18 protein-coding genes are annotated in these 20,519 nt (G+C 57.7%); 14 read left to right on the plus strand and 4 right to left on the minus strand.

The window, feature by feature from the left end:
* Positions 1-89: 89 nt before the first annotated feature.
* Both ONZ54_RS06135 and ONZ54_RS06140 read right to left on the minus strand, forming a co-directional pair.
* Positions 90-914 (minus strand): peptidoglycan DD-metalloendopeptidase family protein, encoded by an 825-nt coding sequence (locus ONZ54_RS06135; protein WP_271787705.1) that lies wholly within the window; start codon positions 912-914, stop codon positions 90-92.
* A gap of 47 nt (positions 915-961) precedes the next feature.
* Positions 962-1,816 carry a hypothetical protein gene (locus ONZ54_RS06140; RefSeq protein ID WP_271787706.1) on the minus strand — a complete coding sequence of 285 codons (855 nt, stop codon included), beginning with the start codon at positions 1,814-1,816 and terminating at the stop codon, positions 962-964.
* A gap of 176 nt (positions 1,817-1,992) precedes the next feature.
* On the opposite strand from ONZ54_RS06140, the gene ONZ54_RS06145 reads away from it, so the two are divergent.
* Positions 1,993-2,769: a BPSS1780 family membrane protein gene (locus tag ONZ54_RS06145; RefSeq protein ID WP_271787707.1), complete on the plus strand. Its 777-nt coding sequence runs from the start codon at positions 1,993-1,995 to the stop codon at positions 2,767-2,769.
* A gap of 67 nt (positions 2,770-2,836) precedes the next feature.
* Here the strand turns inward: ONZ54_RS06145 and ONZ54_RS06150 are convergent, their stop codons facing one another.
* Positions 2,837-3,736, minus strand: a complete 900-nt coding sequence (locus ONZ54_RS06150) for a LysR family transcriptional regulator (RefSeq protein ID WP_059111480.1) — start codon at positions 3,734-3,736, stop codon at positions 2,837-2,839.
* Between the two features lie 128 nt (positions 3,737-3,864).
* Between ONZ54_RS06150 and ONZ54_RS06155 the strand changes: the two genes are divergently transcribed.
* The 4 genes from ONZ54_RS06155 to oxyR all read left to right on the plus strand — a co-directional run bounded on the left by ONZ54_RS06155 (position 3,865) and on the right by oxyR (position 8,336).
* Complete coding sequence (locus tag ONZ54_RS06155; RefSeq protein WP_125599465.1) at positions 3,865-4,725, plus strand: Vmh family MBL fold metallo-hydrolase; 861 nt, start codon at positions 3,865-3,867, stop codon at positions 4,723-4,725.
* A gap of 82 nt (positions 4,726-4,807) precedes the next feature.
* Complete coding sequence (locus tag ONZ54_RS06160; protein WP_271787708.1) at positions 4,808-5,443, plus strand: DsbA family protein; 636 nt, start codon at positions 4,808-4,810, stop codon at positions 5,441-5,443.
* A gap of 194 nt (positions 5,444-5,637) precedes the next feature.
* Complete coding sequence (locus ONZ54_RS06165; protein WP_125729005.1) at positions 5,638-7,278, plus strand: methyl-accepting chemotaxis protein; 1,641 nt, start codon at positions 5,638-5,640, stop codon at positions 7,276-7,278.
* Between the two features lie 161 nt (positions 7,279-7,439).
* Entirely contained in the window at positions 7,440-8,336 is an 897-nt protein-coding gene (gene oxyR, locus ONZ54_RS06170) for a DNA-binding transcriptional regulator OxyR (RefSeq protein ID WP_021138222.1), read from the plus strand.
* Positions 8,337-8,397: 61 nt separating this feature from the next.
* On the opposite strand, the gene ONZ54_RS06175 is transcribed toward oxyR, so the two are convergent.
* The gene (locus ONZ54_RS06175) at positions 8,398-10,884 is read right to left on the minus strand and encodes a penicillin-binding protein 1A (RefSeq protein ID WP_271787709.1); all 2,487 of its coding nucleotides are present in this window, start codon (positions 10,882-10,884) and stop codon (positions 8,398-8,400) included.
* Positions 10,885-11,169: 285 nt separating this feature from the next.
* Here ONZ54_RS06175 and tapM point away from each other — a divergent pair, with 285 nt between their 5' ends.
* The 9 genes from tapM (at position 11,170) to ONZ54_RS06220 (ending at position 20,476) form a co-directional block, all read left to right on the plus strand.
* Complete coding sequence (gene tapM / locus ONZ54_RS06180; protein WP_212540161.1) at positions 11,170-12,243, plus strand: PilM family type IVa pilus assembly protein TapM; 1,074 nt, start codon at positions 11,170-11,172, stop codon at positions 12,241-12,243.
* The gene (gene tapN / locus ONZ54_RS06185) at positions 12,231-12,809 is read left to right on the plus strand and encodes a PilN family type IV pilus biogenesis protein TapN (RefSeq protein WP_005317129.1); all 579 of its coding nucleotides are present in this window, start codon (positions 12,231-12,233) and stop codon (positions 12,807-12,809) included. The genes tapM and tapN overlap by 13 nt, the downstream gene beginning before the upstream one ends.
* Positions 12,806-13,405, plus strand: a complete 600-nt coding sequence (tapO, locus tag ONZ54_RS06190; RefSeq protein WP_271787710.1) for a PilO family type IV pilus biogenesis protein TapO — start codon at positions 12,806-12,808, stop codon at positions 13,403-13,405. Before tapN ends, tapO begins: the two co-directional genes overlap by 4 nt.
* Positions 13,402-13,932 carry a pilus assembly protein PilP gene (locus ONZ54_RS06195; RefSeq protein ID WP_011898454.1) on the plus strand — a complete coding sequence of 177 codons (531 nt, stop codon included), beginning with the start codon at positions 13,402-13,404 and terminating at the stop codon, positions 13,930-13,932. The genes tapO and ONZ54_RS06195 overlap by 4 nt, the downstream gene beginning before the upstream one ends.
* 16 nt (positions 13,933-13,948) lie before the next feature.
* Positions 13,949-16,141: a type IV pilus secretin PilQ gene (locus ONZ54_RS06200; RefSeq protein ID WP_271787711.1), complete on the plus strand. Its 2,193-nt coding sequence runs from the start codon at positions 13,949-13,951 to the stop codon at positions 16,139-16,141.
* 191 nt (positions 16,142-16,332) lie between these two features.
* On the plus strand, positions 16,333-16,851 hold the full coding sequence (gene aroK, locus ONZ54_RS06205; protein ID WP_005317117.1) for a shikimate kinase AroK: 519 nt from the start codon (positions 16,333-16,335) through the stop codon (positions 16,849-16,851).
* A gap of 14 nt (positions 16,852-16,865) precedes the next feature.
* Positions 16,866-17,945, plus strand: coding sequence for a 3-dehydroquinate synthase (gene aroB, locus ONZ54_RS06210; RefSeq protein WP_271787712.1), 1,080 nt, complete (start codon positions 16,866-16,868; stop codon positions 17,943-17,945).
* Positions 17,938-19,533 carry an SPOR domain-containing protein gene (locus ONZ54_RS06215; RefSeq protein WP_099994069.1) on the plus strand — a complete coding sequence of 532 codons (1,596 nt, stop codon included), beginning with the start codon at positions 17,938-17,940 and terminating at the stop codon, positions 19,531-19,533. Before aroB ends, ONZ54_RS06215 begins: the two co-directional genes overlap by 8 nt.
* Positions 19,534-19,603: 70 nt before the next feature.
* Positions 19,604-20,476, plus strand: coding sequence for a Dam family site-specific DNA-(adenine-N6)-methyltransferase (locus ONZ54_RS06220; protein WP_017412038.1), 873 nt, complete (start codon positions 19,604-19,606; stop codon positions 20,474-20,476).
* Positions 20,477-20,519 lie beyond the last annotated feature (43 nt).

A 20,519-nucleotide genomic window follows, 5' to 3' on the forward strand; every position in this document is an offset into this window, starting at 1 on the left:
CCCCAAAACAGAAAAGGCAGCCTTGGCTGCCTTTTCTGTTTTATCCGGTCTGCTCATCACGGCTGATGCGCTGGATTGGCTGTCTCGAGTCAGGGCTTGAAGGCCCCGATAAAGATGGCGGGATCGACCCTGGCATCGTTGAGGCTGACGTTCCAGTGCATATGGGGGCCGGTGGCACGGCCGGTTGCGCCGACTCGACCGACTATGCCGCCGCGTGGCAGGCTCTGGCCGAGTTTCACATCGATCTTCGACATGTGGCAGAACATGCTGATGAGCCCCTGACCGTGGTCGACAAACACGGTATTGCCGTTGAAGAAGTAGTTGCCAATCAGGATCACCTTGCCGGCGGCCGGTGCTTTGATTGGGGTACCGGCACCGACCGCGAAGTCGAGCCCTGAGTGGGGGTTGCGCTCCTCGCCATTGAAGAAGCGGCGCAGACCAAACGGGCTGGAGAGGGGCCCCTTGACCGGTTTGTCGAACAGCAAATTGCTGGGTTGGGTGGGACTGAAGGTCTGATAGGCCAGGGTCTGCTCGGCCAGTTCGCGGTTGATGCGCACCATGTCTTCGGCCAGCGGATTGACCTGGCGGCTGTTCTTGAGCTTGATGTGCTGCTCGCGATAGTGCTTGGGCGTGACTGTGAAGCTGAGGGTGCGGCCATCATTGACCGTCAGCTGCTGGATTCCCTGCGGGGTTTTGAGGGGAATGCCGACGATGGCAATCCAGCGTTGGCCATCCTCTCGCACGACCAGCACAGGCTTGTCCTGATAGCGGACTGTGGGGGCCTGCAGCTCATTCCCGAGCGGTACCACGGCCACACCGCCGGGGACAGGGTGATTGAGCAGACGGCTGATAAATCCCTCGGCGAGGGCGGACTGGCTGGCCAATAGCAACAACAGACAACAAACGACTCTCATGACAGATCCACGCTATGGGTTGGGTCAAACGAACAAGGTTAAGGGCATCAGGAGGCCGGCTGGAAGTGCTGGTAGATGGCTTCCATCTGGACCGAGACCTCCTGGCGCACCAGATCCAGCTCCAGCATCTCTTGCAGCACTTTCAGCTGGCTTGGGTTCAGGAAGGCACGGCTGCTCTCCAGCACGCGTTGGGTATAGGCCTTCTGGTTTTCCAGATAGGTACTGGCATCGCCACTCTCCTGCTGGGACAGCTGCTGGTTGGCATCGCTCAGCAGACGCGTCAGAGATTGGCGCTGGGTCGGGGCAAGCAGCTCGCCGCGTTCCGCCAGCCGGCCCTGGATCTCCAGCAGCCGATTGATGTCACCCGAGTAGAGATCCTGCTCCAGCCGGGTGCGGGTATCCTCACCCAGCAGGTTACTGATATTGTTCCAGATCCGCTGGCTCTCCTGCTCATAGGCATCGGGGTGATCGAAGCCGAGGCGGTAGAGCTCGCGCAACAGCTCCTGCACCTGACCGCGCACATCTTCCACTACGTCCAGCCGGTCGAATACCGTGGTGAGATGGCGGCCCTGCTCTGCATCGTAGAGGCGCTCGATCAGCAAAGAGCCGTCGCTGGACTGGCTCCACTGGCTGATGGCGGCCTCCAGCTCCGGATTGGGGGGAATGGCTTCCTGAGCGGTGGCTGGCTCCCCCTGAGCGCTTTTGCCCGGCAGCTTGGCCATCAGGTTCTGGCCCGTGCTCTGGCTGGCGTTCGGGTTTGCAGCCCCATCGCACTGCACCATTCGGGGGCTGCCATCTGGCTCTGGTTGCGAGTGGACAGCGGTGGCAGGCTGGGCCTGCCATTGCCAGAGATTTAACAGCAGTGAGGCCAGCAGGATCAGTGCCAGATGAAGTTTACGCATCTTGGATTCTCTTGAATAAGTGAATGCCCCTGGTGCGGGGGTCTCTTATGATAACTGTAACGCCTGATACAAGCAGCCATGACATGCGAAGTGCTCGCCTATGGTCACCGCCATTGAGTCAGTCGGCCCATGGCTCTAGAATCGGCAGCCAGCCCGTTATCATCTGAGGAAACGTTATGAATGGATTGTCCCCCCTGCGAGCCGAACCCGCCCGTCACCCCATCGGGCGTGGCTGGGTCTGGGTGCGATCCGGCTTCGATATTTTCAACAAGGGCATGGGTGTCAGCGTCGCCATGGTCCTGATCTGGTTCGCGGTCGGTCTGCTGCTGGATCGCCTGCCTGCGGGCGGTCTCATCTCCCAGTTGCTTTATATGGTGTGGGGTGCTGGCTGGGTGGTCGTGGCCCATCGGGGCTATGAGGGAAATGAGCTCAAGTTTGCCGACTTTTTTGCCGGGTTTCGCAACAAGCTGACCCCGCTGATGCTGGGGGGCCTGCTGGTGCTGGCCCTGTTCACCCTGATCGGCCTCATTTGCTTGGGGCTGCTCTCCATGTGGGGGCTGACCTCCCTGCTGACCCAGGATCCCGAATCCATGGTGGTGAGCGTGGCTCAGGCGCAAGGGCTCTTGCTCTGTCTGTTGCTGGGACTGGCACTGCTGATCCCTGTATTGATGGCCATCACCTTCGCACCCGCCCTCATCTATTTCCACGATATGGGCATATTGCAGGCAGCCAGATTGAGTTTCAGGGGCTGTCTCACCAACATGTGGCCTTTCCTCTGGTGGGGCCTGATCACGGCTGGTCTGATGCTGTTTGGCGCCGCCCTGATGTTGATTGGCCTGCTGGTGGTGATACCGGCCCTCAACTACTCCATCTATGTGGCGTATCGTGACATCTATCTGGATGTGGCTCAGGAGGCTCCGTCCGAGGTGCCATTGACCGGTTTTGAAGCCTGATCCGGCTACAACTGACCGGGATATACAGTGACAAGGGGCCTGCGGGCCCCTTTTGCATGGTGTCGTTTTACTCCTGCCACATGGGGTCGGCCCCCATTCTGACCACCAGAAAATCGAGGAAGCTGCGCAGCAGGGGAGACATCTGTTTGCGGGTACCATACACACCGTAGACGCCGAGCCGTTTGGGTTGCCACTGGCTCAGCAGGGGCACCAGAGCACCGCTTTCCAGATAAGGTTGCGCCGAGTAACGGGGCTGCATGCTGATGCCTGCCCCGCCCAGGGTGGCCTCCAGCAGCAGGTTGGAGATGTTGGCGCTGAGATTGCCGCTGACTGGCACGGATTCCGGTCCGGCCGGCCCCTGAAACTCCCACAGGCTCTTGCCAAAATAGGTGTAGGTGAGGCAATTGTGCAGGGCGAGATCCTGCACTTTCTGTGGAGTCGGGTGCCTTGCCAGATAAGCCGGGCTGGCACAGACCACTGAGTGGCAGGTGCCGAGCCGGCGGGCCACCAGGTTGGGATCCAGATCATTGGTGATGCGAATGGCCAGATCGATCCGCTCCTCCACCAGATTGACGGTGCGGTCCAGCAGCAGTATATCGATGGCGGTGCCCGCATACTGGGCCAGGTAGTCATTGGCAGCTCCCACCAGCAGGGCCTCCGATAGGGAGTAGCTGCTGGTGATACGCAATTGTCCCTTGGGCGCCTCATCGCCCCGGATGGCGATCTGCTCCATCTCTTCCCCCAGCGCCAGCATGGCTCTGGCCCGGTTCAGTGCCTCTTCCCCCGGGCCGGTCAGGCTCAGTCTGCGTGTGGTGCGATGCAGCAGACGAGCCCCCATCCACTGTTCCAGTTCCGCCAGATAGCGCGTCACCATGGCGCGCGACATCTCCAGCTTCTCCCCGGCGCCACTCAGGCTGCCCTGTTCGACTACGCTGACAAAGACCCGTAATGCGGTCAGTCGATCCATGTGCAGGTCCTCTATATGTTCGATTAATGCAACAGTGATGCGCTTATTATGCTGTATTTGTACCGTTAATGATCCAATAAACTGTGTCCATCTGATGAACCACCCGATGACTTGATAAGGAATACCCGATGAACAATACCCTGATCCGCAATTTGACCCTGGCTACCACCCTGTTGAGTGGCGCTGCCCTGGCAGGCCCCCTGACCGTGACTGTCTACAACCCGGGCGAGAAGGCGATCTTCCCGGTCTCTTCCTCCCTGGTGGCTGGCGACAAAGAGGCCATTCTGATCGACGCCCAGTTTGATGTGAAAAACGGTCAGGCCCTAGTCGACATGATCAAGAAAAGCGGCAAGCAGTTGACCACCGTGTATATCAGCGCGGGCGACCCCGATTTCTACTTTGGTCTGGAGCCCATCCTGGCTGCATTCCCTGGCGTTAAAGTGCTGGCAGACCAGCATGTGATCGACCACATCAACAAGACCAAAGATGACAAGCTGACCTATTGGGGACCTATTTTGGGCGACGGCTCACCCAAGAGCCTGACAGTACCTCAGGTACTGACGGCCAACCACCTGACCCTGGAAGGGGAAAAGATTGAAATCAAAGAGATGAACACTCCGACCGCTTACCTCTGGGCGCCGTCCATCAAGACCGCATTCGGTGGTGTACCGGTTTATCACGGTGTTCACGTGTGGATGGCGGACAGCCAGACCAAGGACGCCCGTGCTCACTGGGTGAAGACCCTCAACGAATTGCAGGCGATGAAGCCCGAGCGCGTCGTACCGGGCCACTTCCTGGGCACTGAGCCCAAGGGAACCGAAGCCGTGACCTTTACCCGTGACTACGTACAGCGTTTCGAGCAGGAGCTGGCCAAATCCAAGAATTCTGGCGAGTTGATTGAAAGCATGAAGAAAGCCTTCCCGTCCCTGCCGGTCGATGACGGCCTGGCCATCGGTGCCAAGGTCAACACCGGCGAAATGAAGTGGTAAGCCACTGAGCCTGCTTTCCCTGTGTTTTTTGCCGGGCCCTGGGGCCCGGTTTTTTTTAGCCAGACAATCGAGAGTGAATCACATGAAAGAGACAAGCCTGCATTACGTATATGACCCCCTCTGCGGCTGGTGCTATGGCGCAGCCCCCTTGCTGCAAGCGGCTGCCGGGATAGCGGGCCTTCGCATTGAACTCCATGCCGGCGGCCTCTGGCTTGGCGAGCGTCGCCAGCCCATGGGCCTGGCACTGCGCGATTACGTTCGCCCTCATGACGAGCGGATCCAGGCCCTGACCGGCCAGCCCTTCGGCGAGCGCTACTTCAACGACTTGCTGCTCAGTGATGGCCTCTTGCTCGATTCGGAGCAGCCCATCCGTGCCATCCTGGCGATCACTGCGTTGGGTGGCAATGGCCTGGCCCTGCTTCATCGCATTCAGCAGTCCCATTATCGCGATGGCATCTGGGTCGGCTCCCTCGCACACCTGAGCAGCCTGGCGGCAGAGCAGGGCATTGACTCAGCTGCATTTGCAGATGCCTATCAGAACGTGGATCTGACCACTCATCTGGTGGACAGTCAGGGCTGGATGCGCCGCCTCGGCGGTCAGGGCTATCCCACACTGGGTCTGGTGCTGGGTGACAAGATAACGCCGGTGTCGGCTTCGTCCTTCCTGGGGGAACCGGAGGCATTTGCTCGCAAGCTCCAGGAGCTGATTGGGCGTTGAATTCCTTCTCCTGCAGTTGAGGTGCAGCTTTTCATCTACCTGCCTTGCGCCCGAGCCCTTGACTGATATGACGATATATTGAGTGACGGATAGTTTGAAAATCATCCGTTTTCGCTCATAGCGCTATGCTCTATGGGAAGTTGCTCGGGAGTGTTGCTCCACGGGTTTGCGTCCAGCTGCCAAGGATATCAATCATGTTCAGAAATATGTCTATCGGTCAGAAGTTGAGTACTGGGTTTGCGGTGCTGGCGCTGCTTGTGTTTGTGCTGGCAGGTTTCGGGATTTCCCGGCTCTCCTACCTGAACGGCAATACCCAGCTCATTACAACGAATCTGGTGCCCTCCATTCGGTATGCAAGTCAGATGCATGTAGCCTTGCTGGATGCACGCAGAGCCCAGTTGGCCATGGTAATTGCGCTGGCCAACAATGACAGCGCCGACATCACAAGACGCAATGACAGCGTCACTGAAGCAAAAGGTCGCTTTGCCAAGGCCGTAGCTGATTATGGGCGCCTGACATTCAATGCAACCGATGAAGAGCAGACATATGCAGCCTTGCAACCAGCAGGGGCGGCCTATTTCAGTGCCCATGATCAGCTCTATCAGGCTGTGATGCAGAACGACAGTGCCCGCATTGGCGAGTATCGGGACGGCTTGACACGCACAACCCTGGAGCAGGCGACCAAGCTCACCATGACCTTGCGTGAAATCAACGACAGGATTGGGGTGGCGATGGAGAAAAGCAACGACCAGGCATACCAGTCCGCCAAGCAGCTCAGTGTGGCCATCGGGCTGGTGACGCTGATCTTTGTGGTGCTGGTGGCCTGGTATCTGACCCAGCAGATCAAGCAACCGGTCAACAAATTGCTGGAGCTGGTGGGCAAGGTTGCTGCAGGGGATCTGGCTGCTCACCTCGATTTGAAGTGGTTCAATAATGACGAGTTGGGCAAGCTGGCCAAGGGGTTTGGCGAGATGCAGGGCAATTTGCGCAATCTGGTCAGCGAGGTGTCTGGCTCTGTGGTGCAACTCAGCTCGGCGTCAGAGGAGATAAGTGCCGTCGCTCGTCAATCCGCCAGCAATATGAATAATCAGCAGCATGAGCTGAACCAGCTGGCCACCGCCATGAACGAGATGCAGGCCACAGTGCAGGAGGTCTCCCGCAATACCAGTGACGCCGCCAGTGCCGCGACTCAGGTAAGCAGCTCCGCCGAGTTGGGAGCCAATACCGTCAACGACTCCATCAAGCGCATTGAGCAGGTGGCTGGTGCCATCGAGAGCACTGCCGTGGTGATCCGTCAGCTCGGCGATGACAGCCGCAATATCGGCATGGTGCTGGAGGTCATTCGTGGCATAGCCGAGCAGACCAACCTGCTGGCGTTGAACGCCGCCATCGAAGCGGCACGGGCTGGTGAGCAGGGCCGTGGTTTTGCCGTGGTGGCCGATGAAGTACGCACCCTGGCCAAACGCACTCAGGACTCCACTTCCCAGATCAATACCATCATCGCCGAGCTGCAGCAGCGGGCCGAGCAGGCTGGCACTACCATGCAGCAGAGCCAGGAGATGATGAACTCCACCGTGAGCACAGCCCGGGAGGCGGGACTGTCCATTTCGGAGATCAGCAATTCGGTAGAGAGCATCTCCCACATGAACATCCAGATTGCCACCGCAACCGAAGAGCAGGGGGCGGTGAGCGAAGAGCTCAACCGCAACGTGGTCAACATCAGCCACGCCTCGGAAGAGGTGGCGGCCGGTGCGACCCAGATGGCGCAAGCCTGTAACGACCTCAATCACCTGGCGAACCAGTTGCAGGAGATGGTGCGCCGCTTCCGGGTGTAATGACGGTTTGACACTCGCCGCTTGAGCGGGCCCGGATCCTGGATCCGGGCCCGTTTTGTTTTTCCATCCACCCCTCTTTTTCCATTCAGTCACCATCCCTTGTCCCTCCTGTCTTTCTTGGGCATGCTAATGGCCCAATTGGTTGGCAGGATTCTGGATGTATGAACCTTCGCGATCTCGAGTATTTGGTGGCATTGGAAGAGGAGAAACATTTTCGCAAGGCGGCGGAGCGCTGCTTTGTCAGCCAGCCTACCCTGAGCGGTCAGCTGCGCAAGCTGGAGGATGAGCTGGGGGTGATCCTGATTGAGCGCACCTCCCGCAAGGTGCTGTTTACCCCGGCCGGTGATGCCATGGCCCATCAGGCGCGCAAGGTGCTAAAAGAGGTGCGTGAACTCAAGAATATAGGCCAGCACTTTGCCGAGCCCATGTCTGGCGAGATCCATATCGGCTTCATTCCCACCGTCGGTCCCTATCTGTTGCCCCACATCATTCAGGACCTGCGCGAGCATTTTCCCAAGCTGGAGTTCTACCTCTATGAGGAGCAAACCCAGTTGCTGCTCAAACGGCTGGAGGAGGGAGAGCTGGATTGCCTCATCCTCGCCGAGCTGGACGGAATGGAAGGGTTTGGTTCCATCCCCCTCTATCAGGAGCCCATGTGGCTGGCGGTGCCGCAGCACCACCCGGAAGCCAAGGCCAGGGCTGTGCCGCTCAGCAATCTCAAGGGCAAGAAGTTGCTGATGCTGGCCGATGGTCACTGCTTGCGGGATCAGGCGATGGGATTCTGTTTTGCCGCCGGCATCGGTGAGGATCAACGCTTCAAGGGCACCAGTCTGGAGACGCTGCGCAACATGGTCGCTGCCGGCAGTGGCATGACCCTGGTGCCCAGGCTTGCCGTACCCGCCAATGCCGAGGAGGGCGGCGTCAGCTATCGGCCTGTGGTCGACCCAGTGCCGGGACGTACCATCTCACTGCTCTATCGTCACTACTCGGTACGCAGGCCCTGCTTCAACGAGCTGGCCTCCCGCATTTCCAGCCTGATGAAGAGCCTGCTCGGCTGACATTGCAGGCGTAGAAAAAGAAAACCGGCGCCTTGGCGCCGGTTTTGTCATCTGGTGTTGCTTAGAAGATATCGTCGGTGGAGACGGGTCCGTCAGTGGGCGAGCCATCGCCGCCATACACCTGATTGCCGTCCGAGCTCTGGGTCGCAAAGCGGGTCGGTTCAGTGCCTTCCTTGAAGAACTCCTCGGTGCTGCCGTCTGCACGATTGGTCAGCAGACCGGTTTCACGGTCAATCCGCACCGTGATGATCCCCTCCGGTACCGGCATCTTGCGCTCGGGCACCTGTTTGAGCGCCGTCTTCATGAAGTCGATCCAGATGGGCTGCGCAGCACCACCGCCAAACTCGGCCCGGCCCAAACCACGCTGGTGGTTGTCAAAACCGATCCAGGAGGTGGCGACCAGATTCGGGGTATAGCCGGAGAACCAGGCATCACGGGATTCGTTGGTGGTACCCGTCTTGCCGGAGATATCGTGACGCTTGAGATCCCGCGCCGCGCGCCAGCCGGTGCCGCGCCAGCCATTGCCACCCCAGATGGCGGTGGTCAGGGTATCTGTGACCAGGAAGGCGCTCTGGGCACTGATGGTCTGTGGTGCCATGTTGTTGGGCACGACAGGATCGATCGGGCACTGGGCCTTCCAGTCAGGAGCGGTATTGGCATAGGCATCGGCATTATCGAGGCCTGCCGCCGCCAGTACGCCGCAATCACGGCAGGCTGCAGCCGGATTGGCCTGATAAACGGGTACGCCAAAGCTGTCGACTACTTCCGTGATGAAGTAGGGGGTCACCTGGAAGCCCCCATTGGCAAGGACTGAATAGCCACGCACCACTTCCAGCGGGGTGAATTCGGCGGCGCCCAGTGCCAGCGATTCGTTGGCGGAGATGGTATCGCGCGCGAATCCGAAGCGGGTCAGACCGTCGATATAGGTGTCCAGACCGATGGCGCGCATCAGCCGCACCGACATTACGTTCTTGGACTTGGCAAGGCCGAGACGCAGTGAGGTGGGGCCTTCGTAGATGGCCGGGGAGTTCTTGGGCTGCCACATGGGGCCCTTGGAGGGATCCCACTGGTTGATGGGGGCATCGTTGATGAGGGAGGCCAGGGTATAGCCCTGCTCAAGCGCTGTGGCATAGAGGAACGGCTTGATGTTGGAACCTATCTGGCGGCGTGCCTGATCAACCCGGTTGAATTTGGACAGTTCGAAGCTGAAACCGCCGACCAGTCCCTCTATGGCACCATCCTGCGGATTCATGGCCACCAGAGCCGCGTTGACCTCGGGGATCTGGGAAAGCAGCAAGGCTTCGCCCTTCTCTCGGACCCAGATCTGGGCGCCAACTTTCAGCACATCACGGGCGGAACGGGGGGCGTAGCCCTGGCGATCGTCTGTGATGAAGGCGCGAGCCCACTTGATGCCGTTCCAGCCAAGCTCAGCCTGCTTGCCATTTTTCAGCACCAGGGTCGCCCCCTTGTCATCCAGCTTGGTGACCACGGCCGCCATCAGGGGTTCATAAGTAGGTTGCTTGGCCAGATGGGCCATTATCTGCTCGTAATCCCAATCGGCTTCGCCTGATTTCCACAGCTGGGCTGTCACGCCACGGTAGCCGTGACGAGTGTCATAGTCGAACACCCCATCCAGCAAGGCCTGACGGGCGGCACGCTGGCGCTTGGCACTGACAGTGGTATAGACGTGCAGGCCCATGGTGTAGGCATCTTCACCGAACTGCTGCACCATCTTCTGGCGCACCATCTCCCCCAGATAGGGAGCATTGAGGGTGATCTCGGCACCGTGATAACGGGCCTTGATGGGCATCTTGGACGCCTCGTCATACTGGGCCTGGGTGATCTTGCCGGTTTCCAGCATACGACCCAGCACCACGTTGCGGCGGGCAAAGGCACGTTCCGGTGAACGGATCGGGTTCAGCATGGATGGTGCCTTGGGCAAGCCGGCTATGATGGCGATCTCGTCCAGGGTCAAATCCTTGACCTCTTTGCCGAAGTAGACCTGAGCGGCTGCGCCGACCCCGAAGGCACGGTAACCGAGGGGGATCTTGTTCAGATAGAGCTGCAGAATTTCGTCTTTGGAGAGATTCTGCTCGATGCGCCAGGCCAGAAACACCTCCTTGACCTTGCGCACTATGGTTTTTTCGTTGCTCAGGAAGAAGTTGCGGGCGACCTGCTGGGTGATGGTACTGGCACCCTGGCGAGCCTGGCCGGAAACAGCCCAGACAGTGGCCGCCCGAACGATACCGATCGGGTCGATACCCGGATGCTCATAGAAGCGGGCATCCTCGGTCGCGAGCACGGCATCGATCATGGATTGGGGAATTTCGTTCAGATGCAGAGGGATGCGACGAATTTCGCCAAATTGGGAGATCAATTCCCCATCCCGGCTGTACACCTTCATCGGGGTGGCCAGCTTGACGTCGCGCAGAGCGGTCACATCCGGCAATTGGGGCTTGATGTAGAAGTAGATACCGATGAGGCTGGCAACACCCAGCACTGCACCCAGTATCATGACAATAAACAGGCGTACGAGCCATTTCAGCATGGAAGAACTACCAATCGTCTTAAAATTAGCCAACGGGCGCAGAGTATAGCCCTTTTGCCTCCGTAAATTCGAGGTTTTCCTGTTCGTAGTCAGGGTCCTCGACAAGAGGCGCGAGGTTAGCATTCTGTGGCTCAATAACCAAGGGGAGGCGGGGGCAGCCAGAAAGCGAGATGCATCACTTTTCGGTACAAACTTTATGACATTGATAGATAGAGCATTTAGGATGAGTTAAGCCGTCACCTTGCTGTGAGCTGTCCTACAATCAATCCTAAAACCCAATAACGCATGGATGTGTATATGTTTGGGCTATTCAATAAAGGTTCCTTGCTTCCCTTGGCAGGTATTGATTTTGGGAGCCAGACCATCAAGGCCGTGACCATCACTGGTCGCCCCGGCAAACTGCATCTTGAATCGGTGGCGGAAGTCGTCACCCCCAAGGGCACCCTGGTCGATTACCAGTTGCAGGATATCGAACGGGTCAGCCAGTCTCTCAAGGCCCTCAAGCGCCTCATTTCAGGCAATAGCCAGTACGTGGCGACGGCTGTCACCGGTTCCAATGTGATCACCAAGGTCATTCAGGTTGATGCCAGCCTGGGGGAGAACGAGCTGGAAAATCAGGTCCAGCTGGAGGCCGAACAGCTCATCCCCTTCCCCCTCGATGAAGTGAGCCTGGATTTTGAGATCCTCGGCAAGGTCAACGATCAGGATCGCCAGGAGGTGCTGCTGAGTGCGGCCCGTACCGAAAGTGTGAGCGGTCGGGTTACCGCCCTGGCCGAAGCCGACATGATCACCAAGGTGGTGGATGTGGGAGCTCATGCTCTTGGGCGCGCTGTCCTCGCCTGCCAGCCCGAGCTGCTTGCCTGGGAAAAACCGGTTGGTGTGATCGATATCGGGGCCAGTGCCATGACGTTTGCGGCCTTGGTCAAAGGCCAGACGATTTATTCCAGACTGCAGAATTTTGGCGGGGATCAATACAGTCAGGCACTCTCCTCTTTTTACAGCATGAGCCTGGAAGAGGCCGAGCAGGCCAAGATCAAAGGCACTCTGCCTGCTGACCATGAGCTGGATGTGCTGTTACCCCATATCAATGCCCTGTTGCAGCAAGTCAGGCGCAACGTTCAGCTGTTTTGCAGCTCCTCTGGTTATCGGGAGTTGTCAAAGCTTGTCCTGACCGGAGGCGGGAGCCTGCTGCCCGGGCTTGTCAGTCAATTACAAGATGAACTCAATTGTGAAGTGTTGCATCCGGATCCTTTCAGCTTGTTCGGCAAGCCTAAAGGGGAGGGCGGTGTGGTCCATGGTGCCAAGTACATGACGGCGCTGGGACTGGCATTGAGGAGCTTCACACCATGTCAAATATAAACCTCCTTCCCTGGCGCGAAGCACGCGCCCTGCGCCAGAAGAAACAGTTCGGGGTCATGCTCGGGATTTTCCTGGCGATCACCGCCTCTCTCGGCTTTGCCGCCGACTGGTTGGTGAAGCAGCAGATCAGCCATCAGCAGCAGCGCAATCAGCGTTTGCTGCAAGAGATGACCATACTCGATGCGCAACTTGGCGAGATCCGCTTGCTCAAGGAGCGACGCAAGGAGCTGATCGATCGCATGCAGTTGATTGAACAGCTGCAGATGCGTCGCAATCTGCCGGTTCGCCTGTTCAATCAGCTGCCTTCGCTGGTGCCCAATGGGGTTTATCTGAATACGCTTGCTTTGCAAAGCAACCGGATCGACGTCAACGGCAAGACCGAAGCCTACGGCAGGGTCGCCAGTATGATGCGGCGCATCGATGGTTCCGGCTGGCTGAGCCAGTCACAGATCAGCACGATTTTTGCGGCAGATGTCGCACCTGTGTCGCTGAGTCAGTTCTCCATGATGTTTCTGGTCGCGACGACAGCCGGCGTCACCGTCGATGTGACTAAGGGGCAACAATGAACCTGCAACAACTCAATGAACTGGATCTCAACAGCATTGCCAGTTGGCCCAAGCTGGCCAAAGGGATTTTCATCCTGTTTTTCTGTGCGCTGCTGGGGGGGGCCATCTATTACTACGTGATAGCAAATTCGTTGGCCTTGCTGACTCAGGAGACAAATAAAGAAGCGGAGCTGAAGGGGCAGTTTGAGAGCAAGGCGATGCTTGCAGCTAATCTGGGCGCATACAAGGCGCAAATGGTGCAGCTTGAACAACTGGTGGATGCCCAGCTCAAGCAGTTACCCAACACCCATGAGGTGGCGGGTTTGCTGGACGATATCAGTTTCATCGCGACCGACAATGGCCTCAAATTGAATCGCATCAATTGGGAGCCAGAGATCAAGCACGAGTTTTCGACCGAACTGCCCATGCGTATCGAAGTAGTGGGCACCTACAATCAGATTGGCAAGTTCACGGCAGACATGGCGGCTTTGCCGCGTATTGTCATCCTTGAGTCGTTCAACCTTGGTCAGAGCAAGGGAGAAGATGAGCTGATCGCCATGTCGATGCTGGCCAAGACCTACAAGTACAACGGCAAGTCAGTGGGGCAGAAAAAATGAGAATGATCTGCGTGCTGTTGCCGGTGTGTTTGCTGACCGCCTGCAGTGGCCAGGATGACATGGATAATTATGTGGCTCAGACCAAGGCCAGGAAGCCGGTCCCCATTGAGCCATTGCCTGAAATCAAACCCTTTTCTCCCATGGCTTATCGGCTCAGTGAGCAGCGTAGCCCCTTTATTACTCCCCAGCCGGAGACCAGCAGTGCCAAGGTCGATGCCAAGGTAAAGCCTGATTGTGCCCAGATAGTGGCCAACCGGGAGAAGGAGGTACTGGAGAGGTACTCTCTGGCCAACCTCATCATGCAGGGCTCCCTTGGCCAGCAAGGGCAGCTGTGGGCTCTGGTCCGGACGCCGGATGGTCAATCCATACGGGTTGGTCTCAATCAGCACATGGGATTGGATCAGGGGCGGGTGATCAGGATCACTGACACTAGCGTGGATTTGATTGAGACTGTACCGGATGGCAAAGGATGTTGGGTCACCAGAGAAACCCAGTTGAGCATGGCCAATCTTGAAGCAAAACGATAATCAGGGATGAACTGCGATGAGAGCAACAATAGGTAGTGTCACCAGAGTAGTCCTGCTGTTTTGCGCCGGAGTATGTGGCCAGGCCTGGGCCGTGGCCACATTGCAAGAGGTCAGGGTCAATCCGCTGATGGCCGATCAGCTGTTGCTGGAATTGAGCTTCAGTGAACCCGTCAGCGGATTTACCGACCGCCTCTCCTACCAGCCTAATCAGCTGCTGTTGCACGTGCCGGGGGCTGTGGGGGCGCTCAATGTCAATCCGCTGTCCATCAAGCAACAGGGGGTCGACAACCTCAAGGTAGAGGGTAAAGGGACAGGTCTCGACATCAAGATTGCCCTCGACCAATTGACCCCTTATCAGGTGCATCAGCAGGGCAACAAGCTGCTGGTGGCGCTGGGAGACAAGGCAAGCATGCCACCTCCTACCTCGTCCCAGTCATCCGGCATGGTATCGTCAGCACAGTCTGCGCCTGTCAATACACAAGCCGTCACTCAGTCAGCCTTGATTAATACCCAGATAGTTGCCCAGTCAGCCCAGGCTGCCGCCCCTGTTGCCAGCAAACCGGTTTTGCCCGTATCCCGCACCGAGGCGAACGGTGCCTATTTCAATTCCGTCAAGGGCGTGGACTTCAGACGGGGCAAGGATGGGCAGGGGGAGTTTCTGGTGATGCTGGACAACAGCTCTGCAGCGGTGGATGTCAGCAGCCGCGGGCAGACAGTGCTGGCCAAATTTCATGGAACCCGGATACCGGATGAGCTGCTCAACCTGATCAATGTGCAGGACTTCGCCACCCCCGTATCCCAGGTGGAAGTGTTCCGTCAGGGCAATGACACCCTGTTCGAGCTCTCCGTCAACGGCCAGTTTGATTACCGTTACGATCAGGCTGACAAAATGTTCATCGTAGAGGTGAAAAAACGCGTCGCAGCAACGGCTGGAAAACAGTATCAGGGCAAGCCTATCTCGCTCAACTTCCAAGATATCCCGGTGCGAACCGTGTTGCAGCTCATCGCTGATTTCAACAACCTCAATCTGGTCACCACGGACTCAGTGGCAGGCAACATTACCTTGCGACTCGATGGCGTGCCCTGGGAGCAGGCGCTGGACATCATCCTCAAGGTGAGAGGGCTGGATAAACGGCTGGATAACAATATCTTGCTGGTAGCGCCTGCCGAAGAGATTGCGCTGCGTGAGAAGCAGCAACTGGAGAGTCGCAACCAGGTGGCCGAGTTGGCCCCTCTCTACACCGAATACCTGCAGATCAACTATGCCAAGGCGACCGAGGTAGCCTCCCTGCTCTCCTCCGAGAACACCAAGCTGCTCTCTGCCAGAGGGGCGGTGAGCGTGGATGAGCGGACCAACGTGCTGGTGGTCAAGGACACTGCCGATGTGATCGGCAACATCAAGCGGATGCTGGATATCCTCGACATTCCGGTCAAGCAGGTGGTGATCGAAGCGCGCATGGTCACCATAGATGATGGTTTTGACGAGGCACTCGGGGTGCGCTGGGGGGTGACCAAGAACGACGGGCACGGTAACAGTACCTCAGGCAGCATCGAGGGCAACGATGGATCAGGCAACAACAACGGCGGTTCTGCCATCACTCGACCCGGGGTAGAAGACAGGATGAACGTCAACCTGCCGGTCACCAACGCCGCTGGCACCTTAGCATTCCAGGTTGCTCGTCTGGCGGATGGCACTCTACTGGATCTTGAACTGTCGGCGCTGGAAAAGGAGAGCAAGGCAGAGATTATCGCGAGTCCAAGAGTCACTACGGCCAACCAGAAACCCGCATTGATCGAGCAGGGGACCGAGATCCCCTATGTGGAGTCCTCCTCCAGTGGTGCTACCTCGGTTACCTTCAAGAAGGCTGTCCTCAGCCTCAAGGTTACCCCCCAGATCACACCGGACAACCGGGTTATTCTGGACTTGACCGTGACCCAGGATACCAAGGGTGAAACGGTGCCGACCGGTACCGGTGATGCGGTTTCCATCAACGCCCAGTCCATCACGACCCAGGTGCTGGTCAACAATGGCGAGACCCTGGTGCTCGGCGGCATCTATCAGCAAACCATCAAGAGCGACGTCAGCAAGGTGCCTCTGCTTGGTGATATCCCGGGCCTTGGCGTGTTGTTTCGCAAGACAACCAGCGAGAATAAAAAGCGGGAATTGCTGATTTTCGTGACACCCAAGATAGTTACCGACGCCTTCTGAATGCTTTACATGTGAGGGTAAAACACATATAACCTTACGCCCCAATGATGCTGGGGCGTAAGGGCTGCGGTTGCCAGTCCTGATTTCTATTGAGATAATCCCCCTCCTGATCCATCGCAAGATAAGGTTCATAGGTACCCCGATCGAGTGTTTGTCGGGGTCGTACAGTTTGTAATTACTAACGAAAAGACATGGCTGAGAAACGCAATATTTTCCTGATAGGTCCCATGGGTGCGGGCAAGAGCACCATAGGTAGACATCTGGCAGAACAACTGCATATGGAGTTTTTCGACTCAGATCATGAGATTGAGCGCCGCAGTGGTGCCGATATCGGCTGGGTGTTCGATGTTGAAGGCGAAGAGGGTTTCCGGATCCGCGAAGAGAAGGTCATAGGCGACCTTTCAGAACAGCAGGGTATCGTGCTGGCGACGGGTGGCGGTGCCATCAAGAGCCGAGAAACACGGAACAAGCTCTCTGCTCGCGGTATCGTGGTATACCTCGAAACAACGATTGAGAAGCAGCTGGCGCGCACACAAAGAGACAAGCGTCGCCCACTGCTGCAAACCGAAGAGCCGCCGCGCGAAGTGCTCGAGCGTCTGGCACAAGAGCGCAATGCGCTGTATGAAGAAGTGGCTGACTTTGTCATCCAAACTGATGATCAGAGCGCTAAAATCGTTGCCAATCAAATTGTTAAGTTGATCGGCATGTAATCTAGAGGACGTCCATGGAAAGGTTGAAGGTCGAACTGGGTGAACGCAGTTATCCCATCGAGATAGCGGCGGGTCTGTTGCAGCATGCAGAAGTGCTGACACAAACCATCAAGGGAAAACGGGTCATGATAGTGACCAATACCGTTGTCGCTCCCTTGTATCTTGAGCGGATTATCCAGTTGCTGTCCGGTTTTCAGGTTGAACACCTGATACTGCCGGACGGTGAGGCTTACAAGACCCTGGCAACCTTCGAGCGGATCATGTCTGCTCTGCTGGAAACCAATCATGGTCGGGACACGACACTGATCGCCCTGGGGGGCGGTGTGATAGGAGATGTTGTCGGCTTTGCTGCGGCAAGCTATCAACGTGGCATTCCTTTTATTCAAGTGCCTACCACACTGCTCTCCCAGGTTGATTCCTCCGTCGGCGGTAAGACCGCCGTCAACCATCCCCTCGGCAAGAACATGATTGGAGCCTTCTATCAGCCCAAACATGTGGTCATTGATACCGAGTGCCTCAAGACCCTGCCTGCCCGCGAATTTGCCGCCGGCATGGCCGAGGTCATCAAGTACGGCATTATCTGGGACGCCGAATTTTTCTCCTGGCTCGAAACCAACATGTCCCGTCTGCAGGCGCTGGAACCAGCGGCCCTGGCGTATGCCATCCGCCGTTGCTGCGAAATCAAGGCCGATGTGGTGACGCAGGATGAGACGGAGCACGGGGTTCGCGCTCTGCTCAATCTCGGTCACACCTTTGGTCACGCCATTGAGGCTGAAAAAGGGTATGGCAACTGGCTGCACGGTGAAGCGGTTGCCGCAGGCATGATGATGGCTGCCTCCACGGCCGAGGCCCGGGGTGATTTGGATGCAAGGCAGCTTGCCCGCATTCGCGATCTGCTGCTGGCGGCCAATCTGCCCATTCAGGCACCTGCCGAGATGGATTTCTCTGCCTTCATTCGTCATATGCGCCGAGACAAGAAGGTATTGGAAGGCAAGTTGCGACTGGTGCTGCCGGTCGGTATCGGTCACGCTCAGGTCGTAGCCGATGTCTCCGATGATGAATTGCTGGCGGTGATTGAGTCTGGTCGTGAGTAACAATAAACTGCTTAAATTTCCTTCCCAGCGGCAGCTGGTTGATCGGCTGCTGCATCTGATTGAATTCAATCACCCTTTTATTTTTCTCTCCGGCAAACCCGGCAGTGGCCGCGGCACCCTGTGTGAATCCCTGCTCGGCAACTTGCCCGAAAAAGTGCGGGTAGTGAGCCTGATTGGCAGTGCAGCCATGAAGATGGCGGACGTGCGCCAGCTGCTGCTGCCCCAGGTGGTGGCAAGGCCGCTGTTCAATCCGCAGGATGCGCTGGCAGAAAGTTTCTTTCGCATGCTGGAGGGCAAGCCCTCCACCCTGTTGCTGCTGATCGAGCGTGCTGACGAGCTGCCTGCTGAGCTGGTCGGCGAGCTGTGGAGTCTCTGTCGTCACAACGATACCCTGCCCATGCCACACCAGCTGGCGATCGTGCTCTCCGGGAGTGACGTCTGGTGTCGCACTCAGAAAAGCCTGCTAAAAGGGCGGGCCATGCCGGCTCTGGAGCTGGAGGTCGCGCCACTGAGCGCACCGGAGCAACGTATCTTCTTGTATGAGAAAGCCAAAGAGCTCAAGATCCCGACAGCCCTCTTGCCCAAGCTGAAAGTGGAAGAGATCCTGAACGTGGCGAATGGACATCCGTCCACCATCATGCAGTTACTGGAGGATATCATGACCGACAGAAGGCCCAAGAAACGTCAGGCCGAGTTGCCCGTTAAAAAGATTGCCATAGTGCTGGCGCTGGTTGCCGGCGGTCTGCTGGCCCTGAGCTATCTGCTGCCAGCCCTGTTCAGCGACGAAAGCAAGAGCACCGGGCTCGCCCCCTCACAAACCACGGCCTTGCCCATTCCCGTCTCAGGCGGAGATCCACTGACCGCAGGCGGTAGCAGCAATGACGGTCAGAATGGCGGTCAAAGCAGCCCGAATGCCAGCGGTGATAACCCGGGCGGTGTGGTGCGTGATTGGCAGCCTGATGCCAAGGTATTGCCCAAAGCCGTCGAGAGCGAAACGCTGACCACTGAATCGACCAACTATGAGGGGCGCCGTGTGGTGATCTCCGACGAGGTGGTCCAGAAGTTGATGAAACAACCCAATGTCAGCGGTGCCTTGCCCACTGGTGTGGTGGATGAGCTGACCGGTGTCAGTTCCCGGGCTGCTTCGACCGAGAACCCATCGACCCAGGGACTGACAGCGCAAGCTCCCCAATCGGCCACTGAGCCCAAGGCCCGGAACACGGCCCCCGTTACCAAACCGGTCGCCAAGCCAGCCGTTGTCGAACCGGCGGCTGCACCTGCGCCCAAGGTCGCCCTGACGCCGACGGCGACCCTGAACAAGAAGCCCAGAAATCACTACAGCGTCCAGCTGATGGGGGCGAGCAACACAGCAGCGGTTGACAAGTTTGTGGCCGAACATGGTCTGACTGGCAATGTCTGGGTCTACAAAACCCAGTTCCGTGGCAGCCCCTGGTATGTGGTGCTGCAAGGGGATTACGCCAACACCACTCAGGCCAAGGCCGCCATTCGCAAGCTCTCGCCCGCCCTGCTCAAGGGGCAGCCCTGGCCCAAGTCGTTTGCTCAGGTACAAAAAGAGTTGAAGCAATAGCCATTCGGCCTGAGAAGGGGGTAGAATCGTCCCCCTTTTTGGGTCTATGCCTTCTTAACACCGGATTTCCATGAAAAAAACACGCGCTTTTTTAAAATGGGCCGGGGGAAAATACTCCCTGGTTGAAGAGATTGCCGAGCGTTTGCCTGCCGGGCGTGTGTTGTTGGAGCCCTTCGTCGGGGCCGGGTCTGTCTTTCTCAACACCGACTACGATGCCTATGTGCTCAACGATATCAATCCGGATCTGATCTGCCTGTACAACCATCTCAAGGTGATGCCGGATAATTTCATCACCGAAGCACGTAAGCTGTTCGTAGCGGAGCACAATCACAAGGCGGCCTACTACCGGCTGCGCACCCAGTTCAACCAGACTGAGACCACCTTCGAGCGGGCGATGCTGTTCCTGTTTCTCAACCGCCACGGTTTCAATGGCTTGTGCCGTTACAACAAGAAGGGCGGCTTCAACGTGCCGTTCGGTTCCTACAAGAAGCCCTACTTCCCTGAAAAAGAGCTGTGGGCCTTTGCCGAGAAGGCGCAGAAGGCGACCTTCATCTGTGAAAGCTACGCCGATGCCATCAAGCGTGCCGAGGAAGACTGGGTGATCTACTGCGATCCACCCTATGCGCCACTCTCCAACACGGCGAGTTTCACCACTTATTCAGCCGGCGGCTTCACCCTGGACGATCAGGCCATACTGGCGCGGCTGGCACGTCATACCGCTGCCCGCAAGGGGGTGCCGGTGCTAATCAGCAACCACGACATAGCGCTGACCCGTGAGCTCTATCGTGGCGCTCGACTGGACGAGATTCTGGTCAAGCGCACCATCAGTCGCAACGGCGGCAGTCGCAACAAGGTAGCCGAGCTGCTGGCGCTTTATCCGCCCGGTATAGAGCCGGAACAGGGCTACTACCCAAGCGATGCCGAACTTGTTTCGCTCGGCTGATCCTCTGGCGGCACTTTCGGGTGCCGCTGCTGTTTCTGCCTGT

The sequence above is a fragment of the Aeromonas salmonicida genome, from assembly GCF_028355655.1.
In the GTDB taxonomy this organism is placed as follows: Bacteria; Pseudomonadota; Gammaproteobacteria; order Enterobacterales; family Aeromonadaceae; genus Aeromonas; species Aeromonas salmonicida.